This is a genomic window from Exiguobacterium marinum DSM 16307 (assembly GCF_000620845.1).
GTDB classification, from domain to species: Bacteria; Bacillota; Bacilli; order Exiguobacteriales; family Exiguobacteriaceae; genus Exiguobacterium; species Exiguobacterium marinum.
The window spans coordinates 352,860-369,812 of record NZ_KK211189.1 but is presented as its reverse complement, the minus strand read 5'-3'; the positions used below and the strand labels follow the sequence as shown (position 1 = coordinate 369,812).

At 44.4% G+C, this 16,953-nt stretch carries 17 protein-coding genes; 5 read left to right on the top strand and 12 right to left on the bottom strand.

The window, feature by feature from the left end:
* Positions 1 to 3: 3 nt before the first annotated feature.
* The gene (locus P400_RS0102240) at positions 4 to 546 is read right to left on the bottom strand and encodes a histidine phosphatase family protein (protein WP_034770750.1); all 543 of its coding nucleotides are present in this window, start codon (positions 544 to 546) and stop codon (positions 4 to 6) included.
* Positions 547 to 658: 112 nt separating this feature from the next.
* On the opposite strand from P400_RS0102240, the gene P400_RS0102235 reads away from it, so the two are divergent.
* Entirely contained in the window at positions 659 to 3,538 is a 2,880-nt protein-coding gene (locus tag P400_RS0102235) for a DUF3427 domain-containing protein (protein WP_026824691.1), read from the top strand.
* A 19-nt stretch (positions 3,539 to 3,557) separates the two neighbouring features.
* Here P400_RS0102235 and P400_RS0102230 read toward each other — a convergent pair whose 3' ends face one another.
* Entirely contained in the window at positions 3,558 to 3,971 is a 414-nt protein-coding gene (locus P400_RS0102230; RefSeq protein WP_026824690.1) for a (deoxy)nucleoside triphosphate pyrophosphohydrolase, read from the bottom strand.
* A gap of 218 nt (positions 3,972 to 4,189) precedes the next feature.
* Between P400_RS0102230 and P400_RS0102225 the strand changes: the two genes are divergently transcribed.
* Positions 4,190 to 5,689: a malate:quinone oxidoreductase gene (locus tag P400_RS0102225; RefSeq protein ID WP_026824689.1), complete on the top strand. Its 1,500-nt coding sequence runs from the start codon at positions 4,190 to 4,192 to the stop codon at positions 5,687 to 5,689.
* 269 nt (positions 5,690 to 5,958) lie between these two features.
* Here the strand turns inward: P400_RS0102225 and P400_RS0102220 are convergent, their stop codons facing one another.
* The 3 genes from P400_RS0102220 to adhP all read right to left on the bottom strand — a co-directional run bounded on the left by P400_RS0102220 (position 5,959) and on the right by adhP (position 8,162).
* The gene (locus P400_RS0102220; RefSeq protein WP_026824688.1) at positions 5,959 to 6,486 is read right to left on the bottom strand and encodes a CarD family transcriptional regulator; all 528 of its coding nucleotides are present in this window, start codon (positions 6,484 to 6,486) and stop codon (positions 5,959 to 5,961) included.
* A 107-nt stretch (positions 6,487 to 6,593) separates the two neighbouring features.
* Entirely contained in the window at positions 6,594 to 7,019 is a 426-nt protein-coding gene (locus P400_RS0102215) for a MarR family winged helix-turn-helix transcriptional regulator (protein ID WP_026824687.1), read from the bottom strand.
* Between the two features lie 114 nt (positions 7,020 to 7,133).
* Positions 7,134 to 8,162: an alcohol dehydrogenase AdhP gene (adhP, locus tag P400_RS0102210; protein WP_026824686.1), complete on the bottom strand. Its 1,029-nt coding sequence runs from the start codon at positions 8,160 to 8,162 to the stop codon at positions 7,134 to 7,136.
* 193 nt (positions 8,163 to 8,355) lie between these two features.
* On the opposite strand from adhP, the gene P400_RS0102205 reads away from it, so the two are divergent.
* Positions 8,356 to 9,096 carry a hypothetical protein gene (locus P400_RS0102205; RefSeq protein WP_026824685.1) on the top strand — a complete coding sequence of 247 codons (741 nt, stop codon included), beginning with the start codon at positions 8,356 to 8,358 and terminating at the stop codon, positions 9,094 to 9,096.
* 46 nt (positions 9,097 to 9,142) lie between these two features.
* Here P400_RS0102205 and P400_RS0102200 read toward each other — a convergent pair whose 3' ends face one another.
* The 3 genes from P400_RS0102200 to P400_RS0102190 form a co-directional block, all read right to left on the bottom strand.
* A complete protein-coding gene (locus P400_RS0102200; protein WP_034770741.1) occupies positions 9,143 to 9,979 on the bottom strand; it encodes an aldo/keto reductase in 837 nt (278 codons plus the stop codon).
* Positions 9,980 to 10,057: 78 nt separating this feature from the next.
* Positions 10,058 to 11,020, bottom strand: coding sequence for an HAAS signaling domain-containing protein (locus P400_RS0102195; protein WP_026824683.1), 963 nt, complete (start codon positions 11,018 to 11,020; stop codon positions 10,058 to 10,060).
* A complete protein-coding gene (locus P400_RS0102190) occupies positions 11,007 to 11,354 on the bottom strand; it encodes a PadR family transcriptional regulator (RefSeq protein ID WP_026824682.1) in 348 nt (115 codons plus the stop codon). The genes P400_RS0102195 and P400_RS0102190 overlap by 14 nt, the downstream gene beginning before the upstream one ends.
* Before the next feature lie 128 nt (positions 11,355 to 11,482).
* On the opposite strand from P400_RS0102190, the gene P400_RS0102185 reads away from it, so the two are divergent.
* Complete coding sequence (locus P400_RS0102185; RefSeq protein ID WP_026824681.1) at positions 11,483 to 11,884, top strand: hypothetical protein; 402 nt, start codon at positions 11,483 to 11,485, stop codon at positions 11,882 to 11,884.
* A 39-nt stretch (positions 11,885 to 11,923) separates the two neighbouring features.
* On the opposite strand, the gene ahpF is transcribed toward P400_RS0102185, so the two are convergent.
* Together ahpF and ahpC are read right to left on the bottom strand one after the other, a co-directional pair.
* Positions 11,924 to 13,447: an alkyl hydroperoxide reductase subunit F gene (gene ahpF / locus P400_RS0102180; protein WP_026824680.1), complete on the bottom strand. Its 1,524-nt coding sequence runs from the start codon at positions 13,445 to 13,447 to the stop codon at positions 11,924 to 11,926.
* A gap of 11 nt (positions 13,448 to 13,458) precedes the next feature.
* Positions 13,459 to 14,022, bottom strand: coding sequence for an alkyl hydroperoxide reductase subunit C (ahpC, locus tag P400_RS0102175; protein WP_026824679.1), 564 nt, complete (start codon positions 14,020 to 14,022; stop codon positions 13,459 to 13,461).
* A gap of 318 nt (positions 14,023 to 14,340) precedes the next feature.
* Between ahpC and P400_RS14790 the strand changes: the two genes are divergently transcribed.
* Positions 14,341 to 15,027 carry a BglII/BstYI family type II restriction endonuclease gene (locus P400_RS14790; RefSeq protein WP_051545927.1) on the top strand — a complete coding sequence of 229 codons (687 nt, stop codon included), beginning with the start codon at positions 14,341 to 14,343 and terminating at the stop codon, positions 15,025 to 15,027.
* A gap of 13 nt (positions 15,028 to 15,040) precedes the next feature.
* Here the strand turns inward: P400_RS14790 and P400_RS0102165 are convergent, their stop codons facing one another.
* On the bottom strand, positions 15,041 to 15,487 hold the full coding sequence (locus P400_RS0102165) for a very short patch repair endonuclease (RefSeq protein ID WP_026824678.1): 447 nt from the start codon (positions 15,485 to 15,487) through the stop codon (positions 15,041 to 15,043).
* Positions 15,488 to 15,542: 55 nt separating this feature from the next.
* Positions 15,543 to 16,913 carry a Sau3AI family type II restriction endonuclease gene (locus P400_RS0102160; protein ID WP_026824677.1) on the bottom strand — a complete coding sequence of 457 codons (1,371 nt, stop codon included), beginning with the start codon at positions 16,911 to 16,913 and terminating at the stop codon, positions 15,543 to 15,545.
* Positions 16,914 to 16,953 lie beyond the last annotated feature (40 nt).

Genomic DNA, 16,953 nt, shown 5'->3' with positions numbered 1-16,953 from the left:
GGCTTATTTGTATGGCCAAATGTGCTCAATAACTGAATTATGACCATCGAAATCGAGGCGATAGACGTCTGGATTACGCATCGTACGCCACGTTTCAAAGTCATATCGTGGATCGAGATGTTGTAAGAGGAGTGCGAGCAGATTGCCGTGCGTCACCAATAGTGTCGCGGCATGTTGAGATTGAGCACGCTCCACGACTTGTAGGATGCGATTCATCGCTTCTTGGCTAGATTCAGCATCAAGTAGTTTGAAAGTCGGGTCGATGAACGATTGACGTAATGGGGTCAGCCAGTCTTCAAGCGGTTCGTGAGACAGGATGCGTTCTCTCAGTAACGGTTCACGCTCGATTTGAAGTTGGTGGGCATCGGCGAGTGACGTGACCGAAGCGACCGCACGGATGTAATCGCTTGAGATGATCCGATCAATCGAGATATCACGAAAAAAGTCGTGAAGCAGGAGAGCTTGTGCGTGACCTGCTTCCGTGAGCGGTGCATCAGGTTCTTGACCGGAGGCCGAGCAGTGGCGTATCAAATAGAGCGTGGACATGATGGATTCTCCTTGATCATTTTTAGTGAAAAGCCAATAATGAAATATATGTAAAACTATTTCACATCATAGAATATATTTCAATTTACTTAGTGATAAGTAGGAGGAACCAATGAGTCATTTTAAAAGACAATTAGAAAGCTCTCTTTATACTGGGTTTATAGATAAAGATCACCATCATTCTAGTCCATTTAAACCAGAACTTTTAGTAAACGAACGAGTTAAAAGACAGGATGTATTGACCGTGTTACTCGATGAATTGAAAGTTTGTAAGAAGTTTCAATTCGCTGTTGCGTTCATTACAGAATCAGGTTTGGCAACACTCAAATCAACATTATACGACTTGAGTCAAAAAGGTATCCGAGGCGAGATCATTACTTCTACATATCAACTGTTTAATCAGCCAAAAATGTTTAAAGAACTTTTAAAAATTTCGAACGTTGACGTAAGAATTGCAGATGTGAATGCGTTTCATTCAAAAGGGTATATTTTTCAACATGAAGAGTACTATTCATTGATTGTTGGTAGTTCAAACTTAACTGCAGGAGCATTAAAAACAAACTACGAATGGAATATTAAACTTACTTCTCATGAAAACGGTGAAATTGTTCAACACTTTTTCAATCGATTTGAAACGATGTGGAATGAATCGATTCCGTTAACCTTAGAATGGATTAAGGCTTATGAAAATGTATATCGTCCAATGGTTAGAGATCGAGTTGCTGAGTTTCCAAGTATTCACGATTTTAATCAAATTAAGCGGGACCTTGAAATTAAACCGAATGCTATGCAGCGTTCTGCTTTAGACGGTATTGAAACAGTCCGACAGCAATGTCATCAACGCGCACTAGTTGTATCAGCTACGGGGACTGGGAAAACATACTTAGCTGCATTTGATGTTCGTAGGTATGAACCGAAGCGAATGTTATTTGTAGTCCATCGTGAACAAATTTTGAAAAAAGCTATAAGTGATTTTCATAAAGTGATTGGTGGAAACATTGAAGATTTCGGGATTTTGTCGGGAACTAGTCGAGCAATTGATTCTAAATATATATTTGCAACTATTCAAACCATCTCAAAAGATGAAACTTTATATCAATTTGCACGAGAGACTTTTGATTACATCTTGATTGATGAAAGTCATCGGGCCGGAGCAAATACATATCAAAAACTATTAGAATATTTCGCGCCGAAGTTCTTACTTGGAATGACTGCTACTCCTGAACGTTCAGATGGATATGATTTGTTCAGACTTTTTGATTACAATATTGCATATGAAATTCGTTTACAAGAAGCACTTGAAGAAAATATGCTATGTCCATTCCATTATTTTGGGGTAACTGATCTTGAAATTGATGGGGAACAAAAAGAAATTGAAGTGTTTCAAAAACTTGTATCAACTGAAAGAATTGATAGGATTATTGAAAAGATTAAATACTACGGTTATTCGGGGGAAAAGTTGCGAGGCCTAATGTTCTGCAGCTCTAAAAAAGAAGCAATGTATTTATCTGAGCAATTAAATGCTCGAGGTTTTAGAACATGTGCTTTAACCGGGGATGATACTCAAGCGAAGCGAAAGCAAGAAGTAAATAATTTAGAACAAGGATTACTAGACTATATTCTCACTGTGGATATATTTAACGAAGGGATCGATATACCAAGCATTAATCAAGTTGTAATGCTTCGACAAACTGAATCGAGTATTATTTTTATTCAACAATTAGGAAGGGGCTTACGAAAGCATAAATCTAAACGTTACGTAACCGTTATTGATTTTATAGCAAACTATAAAAACAATTATTTAATTCCAATTGCTCTCTCGGATGATCGTTCTCAAAATAAAGATTCTATTCGTCGTAAAGTAATCGATCGGAGCTATATCTCTGGTACATCAACTATTAATTTTGAAGCGGTTGCTAAAGAACGCATTTATGAATCAATTAACCAAGCAAGGTTAACAGATTTAAAAACTTTAAAAGAAGCATATCAGAACTTAAAAAATCGATTAGGTAGACAACCTATGTTGACTGACTTTATAGAGAACCACTCAATGGATCCAATTGTTATAGCAACTAAAAATGGACATTATGGTGCTTTTTTAAGAGTGGTTGAAAGTGAATTGCCTTCTCTTTCGAAAGAGGAAGAGCAAATTTTACTTATGGTAACGCAAGAACTTTTATCAGGTAAAAGAATACATGAGATTTATTTGTTAAAACTTTTGGCCTCTGATCGCTCTATAAGTAAACTCAATTTTATTAACTACCTACATGATCATCATGTTCGAGTAGATGAAGCAACGCTTAAATCAGTAGAGAATGTATTATTATTAGACTTTTTTAATGATGCAGATCGAAAGAAATATGGTAATAAGCCGTATGTTGAATTAGATCGTGACATGTATCGGTTACCTTCACACATACAATCTATGTTACAAAACGAATGGTTTGCTAAGTTATTTAACGACTCACTAGAAGCATCAATCCTAAGAAGTAAACGATATAATCAAACACAACCTTTAACGAGGTTGGAAAAATACACGAGAAAAGATGTATGTCGATTATTAAATTGGAAAAAAGAAGAGCAATCTACGATGTATGGCTATAAAGTTAAGCATCATACATGTCCTATATTTGTAACGTATCATAAAAGTGAAGACGTTGAAGCAAGTGTTAATTACGGTGATTCCTTTATTAGTCCAGAGGTATTTCATTGGTATACTCGGAGTCGAAGAACCACAAAATCTGAAGAAGTGCGCAAAATTATTGATTCAGAGAAAGACAACATTGATATTCACCTATTTGTAAAAAAAGATGATGATGAAGGCGGAGATTTTTATTATTTAGGTGAAGTGAAACCAGATCAACAATCTATAAAAAATACCACGATGCTAAATAAAAATGGTCAAGAACTTCCTGTAGTCACGATGAATTTAATGTTGAGAGAGAGTGTCGATCAACAGATATACGATTACTTGCACGAGATAACGCATTAAAAAAAAGCCGAGGCGTAATTTATACGTTCTCGGCTTCAGTTATTTGATTGATCACATCATTTACTGCAGGTAAATCTGCTGGTGCCCAGACCAAGGAACGTAGATTTTCACGCTTTAACCAGATTAATGCATCATGCTCCGTAGCTATAGGAGTTCCCGATTTTAATTCTGCACGTAATGAAACTAAATGAATAATGAAAGTTTCATATTCATGTACATGTTCATTAATAATTTCATGAGCAGTAATTTCACATTGCAACTCTTCAAAAATTTCACGTTCGAGTGCTTCTTGTAAGTTCTCTCCATCCTCAACTTTTCCTCCGGGAAATTCCCACATGTTTGGAATGAGCATAGTTGTTGAACGAAGTGCACAAAGAATTTCATGTTTTTCGTTTTCAATAACTGCTGCTACGACTTTTACTGTTTTTTTCATTGGTACTCCCTCATTTTTGAGATTTGATTACCTCTATCATAACATTCGTCTTTTCTTTATGAATTCAATCTTCACTTAAAGAATTTTTTCGCCCTAAACCCCTTATCATTCATCACAAAAGAGTTATAATCGGTATAACGATTATAAAATATACGATTGAGGAATGGGGATTCTTCGATTGTATGACAAAAAATTCAGGGGATAAGGATGGGGTTTTCATGAGCAGTACGCAAACGAGAACAGACGTCATTTTAATTGGGGCAGGCATTATGAGCGCAACGCTCGGTTCACTCTTTAAAGAGCTTGTACCGGGGTGGAACATCAAAGTGTTCGAAAAGCTCGATGCAGCAGGGGAAGAAAGTTCAAACGAATGGAATAACGCAGGTACGGGACATGCCGCACTATGCGAATTAAACTATACAACTGAGAACGCAGATGGGACGATCGACATCTCCAAAGCAGTCAACGTCAACGAGCAGTTCCAAATCTCGCGCCAGTTTTGGGCGCATCTCGTCAAGCAAGGATTAATTGAAAACCCAGAGGCCTTTATTCGTTCGATCCCACATATGAGCATGGTCCAAGGGGAGAAGAACGTCGACTTCTTGAAGCGTCGTTTGGAAGCGCTAACAACGAATCCGTTGTTTGAAGGGATGGTCTTATCGGACGACCCGAATCAATTACAGGAATGGTTCCCGCTCATCATGGGAGGTCGGACATCGGATGAACCGATTGCCGCAACGAAAATCGATTCAGGGACGGACGTGAACTTTGGTGCATTGACACGTATGTTGTTTGAGCATCTCACATCAAACGGGGTCGAGGTCAACTATGGTCATAGCGTCGAGGACGTGAAGCGTCTCGACAACGGTCATTGGGAAGTGAAAGTGAAAGACGTGTCTCGAGACACGATTGAGACGCATACGGCACCGTTTCTCTTTATCGGAGGCGGGGGTGGTAGTTTGCCACTCTTACAAAAGACAGGGATTCCCGAGTCGAAACAAATCGGAGGATTTCCGGTCAGTGGGCTCTTCCTCGTCTGTAAAAATCGCGAGGTTATCGAGCAACATCACGCTAAAGTTTACGGAAAGGCGAAAGTCGGGGCACCACCGATGTCGGTACCGCACCTCGACACACGCTTTATCGATGGACGAAAAGAGTTGTTGTTTGGACCGTTCGCTGGCTTCACGCCGAAGTTCTTGAAAACAGGTTCGAATTTGGATTTGATTCGTTCGGTCAAACCAAACAACGTCATCACGATGCTTGCGGCAGGGGCGAAAGAGATGCCGCTCACGAAATACTTGGTCGAGCAGGTACTCTTGTCACACGACAAGCGTATGGATGAACTGCGTGAATTCATCCCGAACGCCAAGAACGAAGATTGGGAAATCGTTGTGGCCGGACAACGGGTTCAGGTCATCAAAGATACACCGCAAGGAAAAGGGACACTCCAGTTCGGAACAGAAGTCGTGAGTGCCGAAGATGGTTCCGTCGCGGCACTGCTTGGTGCTTCTCCAGGTGCATCGACCGCTGTGCACGTCATGTTGAAAGTGCTCGAGCAATGCTTCCCGCAACAGTTGCCGGAATGGGAAGCAAAAATCAAAGAGATGGTTCCATCGTATGGCTTGAAGTTGTCGGAACATCCGGACCTGTTTAGAACGATTCACGAATCGACAGCGCTCGCGCTCGGTCTAAAAGAAAAAGATGTGGTACACAATTAATTTACTTGGAGCGAGTATACAATCGTATGCTCGCCCTCTTTGTATAGAACAAGTGATTACTCTTTCACCATTTTTTGGACTTTCGGACCTATCTAGTATGTCATCGATGCGTTTGACGATCCCTTAACTGTTGTCGTTTATTTCTGTGATGGAGAGAGACTTTTTTCGACAGGTTGCGTACCCTTGTTGCGACGATATTGAACCTGTGCCGATGATGGCTCGTCCGTATTGATGACATCACAAAAAAAGACCGCTTCCACAGGAAGGGGTCAAGGTGTGAGTGTCGTCATACTTTCATGTAAATACTCAGATATGCTACGATCAATGTCGCTTTCTGAACGATTGAGAGCAAGCGAGATTTCTTTTACCAAAATGGTTTTGGCGTTCTCTAGAATCTTACGATCTTGTTCGTATAGCTTTTTATTCGCATGGAGCGCCTCAATATGTCGACGACTCAATGTATTGACGACTTGAGCGATATCGTGACGGTTCCCTGAATGGACGACATTCAAAAATTCGCGATTGCGATTGTTGGAATGCGGGTTCCATTCAACGCCAGGCGAGCGGAACGACTCTAAAATCTCTAATGCCTCGTCTGCTTCGAGCAATGTCAACATCATCACATTATCGTTATCGACCGGGATGCTGATCTGTAACTTCTGTGCATTGTTGATCGGGTGAAGCGTGTAGTATGATTTCGTTTCTCCTGCGACCGTTTTGTCCGAAATGTCGTCGATGCGACATACGCCATGGGTCGAGTAGATGATTAAGTCTCCAGCTTTAAACAAGTCGATCACCTCTTCCTTATCCATAAGCATAGTCGTTCAGAAGGTGAAATGTCAACTCGGTTGACGTTTGGGTTCATGTATGCATATAAAAACCGTGCCGATTCTATCCGACACGATTACAGCTTCCAGTCCATGCGCAGAATGATTTTCAGTTGCTCGAAAGCATCTTGTCCAATTCCTTCTCGGATACGTTGCTCGAGTTGCGCTTTGAGCGCCTCGTTTTGTTCATAACAAGTATGGCCGAGCGCAGTCAGTTCGATGCATTTGTCTTTTCGACTCTGTGGATGGTCCGTTACGAGAACGAGTGCTTTTCCTTCAAGGTTCTTAATTAGTTTATGGATGGCTTGTCGAGAGATATGGACATTTCTTGTGACTTCGGCAATAGTCGTGTTCGATTGGTAAAGTGTTGCGAGAATATACCATTCAGAGTTTGAGATGAGGATGTCACTCTGTTCATTCCAAGATTGTTCACTCATCCGTCGAACTTGATTGTTTCGTTCTGTCAGCAAATCAAGCAGACGGGTTGACGTTGATGGAGTCAAATCAAGTCACTCCTCTTTCATTTTCGGCTTTTTGGACGTTCCTAACTATACAAAAGCAACTATACCCCGTCAACGTCAAACTAGAACAAAACGAGGCACATGGCCTCGTTTTAATTAACAGTCTTTATTTTTGAAGTCGATGACCATGCGTCCTTGAATTTTCCCTTGTTCCATCTCTTCAAAGATATCTTGCACTTCGTGAAGACAACGTTTGTGAACAACAGGCACAACGAGTCCTTCTGCTCCGAATTGGAAAGCTTCCTCTAAGTCTTTACGTGTTCCGACGAGAGATCCGACGACTTCGATTCCATCGAGAACGAGACGAGGAATATTCAAATCCATCGTTTCAGAAGGAAGACCGACTGCTACGACTTTCCCACAAGCGCGAACCGCATTGACAGCTGAGTTAAATGCGACTTTAGAGACAGCCGTGACGACTGCAGCGTGTGCACCACCGAACTTCTCTTGGACGATGTCTGCCGCATCTCCTTCGGTCGATGGATTGATTGTCAAATCAGCGCCACTCTCTTTGGCAAGTTCAAGCTTATCATCGTTCAAGTCGACGGCAATCACATGCGCATTGAATACATGCTTCGCATATTGAATTGCCAGGTTGCCCAGTCCCCCACAACCATAGATGATGACCGTCTCACCAGGTTTGACGTCTGCCACTTTGATGGCCTTATACGTCGTGACACCGGCACAAGTAATACTTGATGCCTGTGCAGGGTCTAATCCTTTAGGTACTTTGACGGCATAATCGGCGACGACGATACTTTGTTCGGCCATTCCGCCATCTACGCTATATCCGGCGTTTTGAACGTTTCGGCAGAACGTTTCCCGTCCCGTCGTACAATATTCACAGCGACCACACGCATGATACATCCAAGCGATACTGACGCGGTCTCCGACTTTTAAACTCGTGACATCATCCGCAATTTGAGACACGACTCCAATTCCTTCATGACCGAGCACGCGACCTTGAACATCTCCAAAATCACCACCGGCGACGTGAAGGTCCGTGTGACATACCCCACAGTACTCGACATCGACGAGTGCTTCTCCTGCTTGTAATGGACGTATTTCCTTTTCAACGATTTCGATATTGGCTTTGCTTGCTGAATTGACAACGACTGCTTTCATGTCTCAACACACTCCTTGTGAAATGTTATAAAACCTAAGGAAATCTTTCTTCAATCACAACGTCAGGATATCACAAAAAATGGAATGGAAGCGCTTTATTTTTATATAGCATTTGTCCGAAACATGAACTTTTTTCACATGAAGATTTTGGGGAATAGAGATAGAAGTAGCAAATGGAAGGGGTATGGTTCAGGTGACAAGAACAAAATTATTTCACACATATAAATCAAAAATCTTGCAGCTATCTGATTTAGAGGAAGAGAAGTTAAAAAGTGAAGATTTTTTGTTAGACCGTGATGAAAAGAAACAACTCGATATCTATTACGCACCGTTTGAATATATCAATCCGGATGCTAAAGTCGTTATCGCCGGAATCACGCCAGGCTTGTATCAGATGCGTCAGTCGTTCGAGGCGATTCGCGATTTGAAAGGTGCTTCTGATGAAGAAGCACTGCGAGCCGTCAAACAACGAGGAAGTTTCTCTGGTCCGATTCGTAAGAACTTGGTGACGATGCTGGACGATTTGGATTTACATCATCATTTGGGAATCGAATCATCCCTTGATTTATTTGGGTCGGCGAACCATCTCGTACAAAACACGGCGGTTCTCCCTTATCCCGTTTTCTATAAAGGTAAGAACTATAACGGGTCGAGCCCGGATATGATTCGGACTGAACTGTTTCGACCTTACGTGGAAGGTGTATTCGCTGAAGAGATGGCACAGCTGAAAAATGCCCTCATTCTACCGATGGGCGTGAACGTGAGACGAGCCGTGGAGCTGTTAGTGGAGCGCGGTCTCTTGAACCAGGAGCGGGTCGTGAGCGGGTTTCCGCACCCATCCGGCGGGAACGGTCATCGTCACCGCATCTTCGCCGAAAATCGAGACGCCATGAAACGACACATTGCTGAACATTTCAAACGACATCCACTCTGAACCGGATAACGAAAAAAAGATTGAGCCTCCGTTGGCTCAATCTTCTTTAGTACTCTTCGTATTCACGCGGATCCTGGTCATCGATGCGACCATCTGGTTTCGTCAACGCATTAAGCGTCTCCATCTCTTCATCTGTCAATTCGAAGTTGAAGATATCGAGATTCTCTTTTTGGTGCAACTCGCTAGACGAGCGGGCGAGCGGGATGACCCCAAGTTGCACATGCCAACGCAAGATGACTTGAGACACACTCTTTCCTTTTTGTTTGGCGAGCTCGGTGATCTTTTCATCATGGATGACCGTACGGGCGCGACTGAGTGGGCTCCACGCTTCTGTGATGATGCCTCGCTTCTTGTCGGCTTGACGCTGTTCGACTTGAGAGAAGTACGGGTGTAGCTCGATTTGATTGATGACCGGTGTTTCTCCCGTCTCTTCAATCAAACGATCGAGATGTTCCGGCATAAAGTTCGAGACCCCAATGGAGCGAATCCATCCGTTTTTCTTTGCTTGAATCAAGGCACGCCATGCCTCGACGTATTTATCCTGCTTCGGATTTGGCCAATGCAAGAGGAACAAATCCCAATAGTCGAGGTTCGCCCGATACAGGGACTCCCGAATCATCTCGAGTGCTTGGTCGTAGTCATAATATTGCGCGCGCAATTTTGATGTTAAGAAAAGCTGTTCGCGCGGAATGCCGGATTGACGAACCGCTTCACCGACCGTGCCTTCATTGTCATAACGAATTGCCGAATCGATGAGTCGATATCCGTTTCGGATGGCACACGTAATGGCGTCGACGCCTGCCTCACCTTTCAAATAAACCGTCCCGAGTCCAATGGCTGGAATCTCATGGCCGTCATGTAACTTGATTGTTGGAATACCCATCAAATGCCTCCCCATTCAAAATCCGTTCTCTAGTCCCGTATTCCACTTTCCTCGGAAATGAAACGTTTGAATGTGAGATCAACGCCGAAATGCTTTGTAGAAACCTTCACCTAAATCAATGATACACACGATGATGATGGTGAGCAATACACTCCAGACGCCCCAGCGACTAATCGTTTCGATGTCGATATTGATTTGATCGGCAATCAACGAAATGGCATCGGATGAAATCAAATCAGGTTGCAGTAAAATGAGCGCCGTGACGACAATCCAGACGACATTGAAGAGGGCGTTCCACAAGGCGATCGGCTTCGTCCAGTGTCGAACGATCCATTTATAAATAGCGATGGCGATCCCAAAGACGGCCAAGGCGATGACAAACGGGAGGAATCGATCCAAGACAGACGGATTCAACAACGGATAGGATTTACCATTCATGACGACTCGAATCATCTGCTCGGCGTTGACATACAATACGACCATCAAAACGGTGGCGATAAAGTCAAACAAGATTGAACCAAAAGAAATCGAGGTCGAACGTGGTTTCACTTTCTTGAGTTGTTCAGGTTTCCAACTAGAGAAGGGGACTTCACCTTCAGGCACAGTGCGTTCGATGATGAAGAACGTAAGCGTAATCCAAAATAGCGTCTGGACGACGACGTTGAAGATGGCCGCCCCGACTTGAAGGAATCCTTGAATCAAGAATGGAAGCCAAGACGTGTCGTCGGTCGAGTTGTTCAGATAACCGATGACTGAGAGGATTGTGATGACCGTGACGGCAATCGGTAAGACGATTTTGATGACGTTCACGTATTGTGTGAAAAGGGCCGGGCCAATCAGGTGGAGCGGTCGGTTCGCATAGCGAGCGGCGAGAATATGAGGGTCACCGAGTTGGCGCAACGCTTCAAATAAAGCCGCTTCAGACGGGTCATTTCCAATCATGTCATCAATGGTCGACTCTAATTCGAGTGCGACATCTTGCCGCATCGACTCAGGAATTCGAGAGGTGACTTCATCAATATACACATCACGAAGATTCATGATCATTTCCTCCTTCAATCAAACGGGTCAATGTTTTCGACATGTTCATCCATTCCACGTACAACTCATTCAAAATATCCAATCCGTCCGGGCTGAGCACATAGTACTTTCGTGGTCGACTCTCCGTCGTGTCCCAGGAGCTCGTGACGAGTCCTTGTTTTTCAAGTCGACGCAAGAGGGGGTAGAGCGTACTCTGGTCAATGTTGATGTCGGCATCAAGTAGCGCTTGAACGAGAGAATAGCCGTATTGAGGTGTCTTCAACTGGCTGAGCACCGCAATCGTCAACGTGCCGCGTCGCAACTCTGTCACTAATGAGGCTTTTACATCGGACATTTTTTCGCCTCCTTCATTCGTTTATCTTTATACTGTATATCATACACTATAAGTTATCATACATCAATGTGAATAAAAGATGTTGAGTTATTTCCTTATTTTGGGATAATGAAAGGGAGGTGATGTGGATGAAGTGGTGGTGGATGATTGGCGGTATAATAATTGTCGTGTTGATGGAAGTGAACGTTCGAGTATATGGGGGAGCAGCAACATTCGGGGTACCGATTGGCTGGATGATCACGCTATTAGTCATGACCCAATTTCGAAAGCCGACATCGATTCGATGGGCTGTGTCGTTTGGAGTGATCAGCGTAAGTATAGGAATCGTGTTATCCGTACCGAGTTATTCGGTAGCGGAAGCAGAAGAAACGTTGGGCAAAACGTACAATGACGTGACGTACATGGAAAACGTTCCGACGACCGGGGGAGAATGGAATCCATTTAAACCTCGAGTAGGATATCGGTTTAAAGCAGGAAGCGGAGAATCGATTTTATTCATCCCGGACTCGGGGAAAACGTTTGAACTGTAAAAAAAGACTCGCCCTCTAAGATGAGAGTGAGTCTTTGTGTTAGTTGCGAATCATATAGTCGAAGGCGCCGAGTGCGGCTGTCGCACCAGAACCCATCGAGATGATGATTTGTTTGTAGGCGCTGTTCGTGCAGTCTCCTGCCGCGAACACACCTGGGATGTTCGTCGCGCCATGACGGTCGACGACGATTTCCCCGAAGTTGTTGCGTTCGACCGAGTCGAGCCAGTCCGTGTTCGGGACGAGACCGATTTGGACGAAGACGCCTTCAAGTTCGACGTGATGTGACTCGTTCGTTTCACGAGACACATACGAGATGCCGTTCACTTTGTCCGTGCCCGTAATTTCTGTCGTCTGAGCGTTCGTGATGACAGTCACGTTCGGGAGGCTGTGGAGACGGTCTTGAAGCACTTGGTCCGCTTTGAGTTCAGGAGCGAACTCGAGGACCGTCACGTGCTTGACGATCCCGGCGAGGTCGATGGCCGCTTCGATGCCGGAGTTACCGCCACCGATGACCGCGACTCGTTTCCCTTCGAATAGAGGACCGTCACAGTGTGGGCAGTAAGCGACCCCTTTGTTTTTGAACTCCGCCTCACCTGGGACGTTGACGTTACGCCAGCGTGCACCGGTTGAGAGGATGACACTCTTACTTTTCAGGACGGCACCGTTCTCGAGTTCGATTTCGACGAGGTCATTTTTCTCAAGGCGCTTCGCGCGTTGGAGGTTCATGACGTCAATGCCGTACTCTTTGACGTGCTCTTCTAGACTTGCGACGAGTTTTGGACCTTCGGTATAAGCGGTACCGATGAAGTTCTCGATCCCCATCGTGTCCATCACTTGGCCGCCGAAGCGCTCCGCGATGATTCCGGTACGGATTCCTTTACGAGCCGCATATACGGCGGCACTTGCACCAGCTGGACCGCCACCGACGACGAGGACGTCGTACGGGTCTTTATCCGAGAATGCAGAGGCGTCAGGACCTGTACCGAGTTTCGCTAAGATCTCTTCGAGTGACATCCGACCGTTACCGAACGATTCGCCGTCCAAGAAGACCGTCGGGACAGCCATGATCTCTTTTGCTTCCACTTCATCCTTGAACGCGGCTCCATCGATCATCGTGTGAGTGATGTTCGGGTTGAGGACGCTCATGACGTTTAGCGCTTGCACGACGTCAGGACAGTTGTGGCAACTGAGGCTGATGTATGACTCGAAGTGATACGAGCCTTCGATATTTTGGATCTGTTTGATCGTGTCCGCATCGACTTTCGGTGCGCGCCCGCTCACTTGGAGGAGGGCGAGGACGAGTGATGTGAACTCATGTCCGAGTGGAATCCCCGCAAAGACGATTCCTGTCTCTTCAGACGGACGATTCACGCTGAAGCTCGGTGTACGCTCGAGTGTCGCGCGTTCGACCGAGATGCGTGATGACATGCTGGCGAGTTCGTTGACGAGCTCGAGCATCTCGTTTGAGACGTTGTCTTCCCCAGCGCTCACACGGAGGACGACATCGCCCTCCATGAGCTGGAGATATTGGTCGAGCTGTTGTTTAATCGCTGCTTCTAACATGCAATCGCTCCTTACAATTTACCGACGAGGTCAAGGCTTGGGCGGAGTGTTTCAGAACCCTCTTCCCATTTCGCCGGGCAGACTTCGCCTGGGTTGTTGCGTACGTATTGTGCTGCTTTGACTTTGTTGACGAGCGTGCTCGCGTCACGGCCGATGCCGCCAGCGTTGATCTCGACAGTTTGGATGACACCGTCTGGGTCGATGATGAACGTACCGCGGTCTGCGAGGCCGTCTTCTTCGTTCAAGACGTCGAAGTTGCGTGAGATGACGTGTGATGGGTCACCGATCATGATGTACTCGATCTTTCCGATTTTCTCAGATGTTTCGTGCCAAGCTTTATGTGTGAAGTGTGTGTCCGTTGAGACAGAGTACACTTCTACACCGAGGTTTTGAAGTGCAGCGTACTCGTTTTGAAGATCTTCGAGTTCAGTTGGGCAGACGAATGTGAAGTCAGCTGGGTAGAAGCAAACAACGCTCCATTTGCCTTTGAGGTCGTTCTCTGAAACTTCGAGGAATTCACCTGTTTGGAATGCTTGTGCTTTGAATGGTAGTACTTCTTTGCCGATTAATGACATGGGTTATGTCCTCCTTGTTTTTTTACTCTAGCGTTTCTATCTCGACTAGAATAATTATAATGTAATACTAACTTCATATAACGAGCTAGAATTGTCAAGGCGTTTGCATGCTTTGAAATGTGTTGAAATAACTTATGATTATAAGAGAATAGCTTAATATCAGTAAAGAAAACGATTACAATAATAATGTATTTTCTTTGGATAAGTAGTATCTTTACAAAATATTAAATGAGTCACAAATTCGTTTGGAAGATAGAGATTATATCGTTATTCTCGTCTTTCTGTTCGTGATTATCATTTACAGACAGGGGATTTGTTATGAATTATCGAGTTCATTCTCATCGATTCGGTGAGACTATATTGAAGAACGATGAAGAGTTCAAGGAGATTTGGTCAGAGATTCATGACATCATTCAGTCAATCAGCGACAATGACATCATAAAGGTATTTAATGAAAAATATGCTGAAAAGAACAAGAGTCTATCAAAAGCTTTGAATGAACTGTTCAGGCTGGAATTTTTGAGAAGAGGATGGATGAGTGAGAGTCCGATTTTTCAGGATCGTGATTATTCAGAGAATGTGTGGCGTCTTGATTTTGCCAAGGACAACATCTCACTCGAGGTCGGATTTAACCATGCAGGTACAATCGCTTGGAACTTATTGAAACCGGTCATCGCAAGCGAACTGAACCATGTCGAAAAGGCGATTCAAACACGAATTGGAGTCATCATCTGTGCGACTCAACGATTACAGCGAGCTGGTAATTTTGATAGCGCCATTGGGACGTATGAGAAATATGTGCACCATTTGAAACCGTTAAACACGCAACTAACCGTACCAATCGTCATTATCGGACTTGAAGCACCTGATACGTTCAAAATCGTTGAATACTTAAATGAAAAAGGCGAAAAAAGAGGCCGCGTAGAGGAATTTTACGCGAACCTGCTTGTCGATGAAACGACCGAGACCTATGATGAACCGATGTTCGATGAAGATTTAGACTGATGTACTTTTAAATTCAGCCACTTCGTATGTGTCGGTTTTGCTTGGCCATATCAACAAAATGAGTGATGGTATAAATCACATGATTAAAATCATCATTGACCTGGTGTTCCCAAAATCGAAGGATGATCCAACCTTCCTCTACATAATGTTGTGTGACATCGGCATCTCGTTCGATGTTACGTCCAATCTTTTGACGCCAAAAATCGGCATTCGTCTTCGGCAATTTGAAGTGGAGGGGACAGCCGTGCCAATAGCAAGAGTCCAGAAATACGACGACGCGTAATCCAGGAAACGAGATGTCGGGCGTCCCGTAAAGTTTGCGGTTGTTCTTGCGGTACCGATATCCGGCCGCCCACAGCGCTTTTCTAACTTTGACTTCCATCTTCGTATCTTTCCCGCGGTTGCCGCTCATCGTCTTGAACACGGCTGGACTCGATGCTTTTGGTACGTTTCTGGCCATACCCCTCACCTCCCTCTACTAGGAAGATTCCACTGTAGAGGGAGGAGTACTCATCTTAAGCGTCTAGAATCTGCTGAATGTAGTTTCGATCTAACCAAAATGCCTGCTTTGTGATCCATTGTCCATCGGGGAGGCGGACTTTGTCATCTCCATCCGTACCTTTTGAACGTACATGTGCGACTCGGTTGAATCTCGGCCCGGGCAGGTTATTCTTTACTCTATTTTTCATAGGTGTCAGCTCAACCCCTTCTCTGACAATCTTTCGAGCCTCGGACCACATCTCATATAGTTCGCCATCGATTGTCTCGAGTGGCATGTTCCAGAGTCGAATGCCTACAAAGCGAGGGATTCGCTTTTTCTTCGGGACGTATTCTTCGTCATATTGAAATTCTAAGAAAAGATATTTCTGTTCTGCGAATGTGTCATATAGGTCCGAATCTTCCCAGTCGCTTTGGCAAAGGTTTTCAAAATCGACCTTGCCGAACGACATATGTTCGCGAATCGTTCCGTCAGGTTCTCGTGCAACCGTTTTGAACTTGATGTTTGCCTTCGCAAATTCTTCGATGCCGGAAAGGTCTGTCTTTTGCACTCCTAACAGTTTGGCCATGACGTGAGGAATCATCGCCTTGTTTCTAGGGTTATATGGAACTTTCGTTTCTTCGCATAAATCAATCAAGGTCTTGCCATAATGTGGTGAGAGTCGGGTTTCGAGAAGTTCCTCGATAGACATTTCATTTAACTCACCTTGGTTCGCGATGGACTCCATTAATTCCGGTGTTAAATATTTACGAACTAACCCGGTCATGTAGGATGCTTTCAAAGAGAAAGCACGCGGTTTGGCAGATTCATTCGAGAAGGGTTGAGTACGCACAATCGAGCCGTTCGCCCCTTTTGTACAGGCGGACAGATACATCGTATCTGCCTCCGAAATGAGATGAGCCTCTCCATTCTTGATTTTGGTGACGATTGTTTCCCAGTCTTGTCGCATCACGGCCAAATCTTCCTCCGAGAACTCGTTTAAGAATGCCTTATAGATGCGATAGTCATCCATCGGAATCTCAGGTTCATACTGATAGAGCATGATAATCATACTTGTGGCTTTCGATAAAAAGCTTGAAGTTTCGAACGAGTATCTATGCTCGCCGTGGTAATCAATCATATTCAAGACGAGTCGTTCTTTCGAAGAATATGTACCATTCTTGTTTTTCTTGAAAGGGGTGACCTTTAACTCGATACCGAGCTCCTCAAAGTCTGGTCGGGCATCTGAATTGATTGGGTATCCGAAATGGCTCTCTTCAATAATGTGACCGAGTGATCCCTTGGAACGAACATTCTTAATCCGTCCGGTCGTATCAATCTCGCCGAATGTCTTTCCCTCAGCCTCTCTCGCCTTATCCATTAGTTCTTGAATCGTTTCGTAACGCAATTGAATACCTCCTATAAATTTACATATATGAGTTAAGTAT

Excerpts from the sequence above, each read along its gene's own strand:
- P400_RS0102240 (WP_034770750.1), bottom strand. The coding sequence starts at position 546 with ATGTCCACGCTCTATTTGATACGCCACTGCTCGGCCTCCGGTCAAGAA.
- P400_RS0102235 (WP_026824691.1), top strand. The coding sequence starts at position 659 with ATGAGTCATTTTAAAAGACAATTAGAAAGCTCTCTTTATACTGGGTTT.
- P400_RS0102230 (WP_026824690.1), bottom strand. The coding sequence starts at position 3,971 with ATGAAAAAAACAGTAAAAGTCGTAGCAGCAGTTATTGAAAACGAAAAA.
- P400_RS0102225 (WP_026824689.1), top strand. The coding sequence starts at position 4,190 with ATGAGCAGTACGCAAACGAGAACAGACGTCATTTTAATTGGGGCAGGC.
- adhP (WP_026824686.1), bottom strand. The coding sequence starts at position 8,162 with ATGAAAGCAGTCGTTGTCAATTCAGCAAGCAAAGCCAATATCGAAATC.
- P400_RS0102200 (WP_034770741.1), bottom strand. The coding sequence starts at position 9,979 with ATGGGTATTCCAACAATCAAGTTACATGACGGCCATGAGATTCCAGCC.
- P400_RS0102195 (WP_026824683.1), bottom strand. The coding sequence starts at position 11,020 with ATGAATCTTCGTGATGTGTATATTGATGAAGTCACCTCTCGAATTCCT.
- P400_RS0102190 (WP_026824682.1), bottom strand. The coding sequence starts at position 11,354 with ATGTCCGATGTAAAAGCCTCATTAGTGACAGAGTTGCGACGCGGCACG.
- P400_RS0102185 (WP_026824681.1), top strand. The coding sequence starts at position 11,483 with ATGAAGTGGTGGTGGATGATTGGCGGTATAATAATTGTCGTGTTGATG.
- ahpF (WP_026824680.1), bottom strand. The coding sequence starts at position 13,447 with ATGTTAGAAGCAGCGATTAAACAACAGCTCGACCAATATCTCCAGCTC.
- ahpC (WP_026824679.1), bottom strand. The coding sequence starts at position 14,022 with ATGTCATTAATCGGCAAAGAAGTACTACCATTCAAAGCACAAGCATTC.
- P400_RS14790 (WP_051545927.1), top strand. The coding sequence starts at position 14,341 with ATGAATTATCGAGTTCATTCTCATCGATTCGGTGAGACTATATTGAAG.
- P400_RS0102165 (WP_026824678.1), bottom strand. The coding sequence starts at position 15,487 with ATGGCCAGAAACGTACCAAAAGCATCGAGTCCAGCCGTGTTCAAGACG.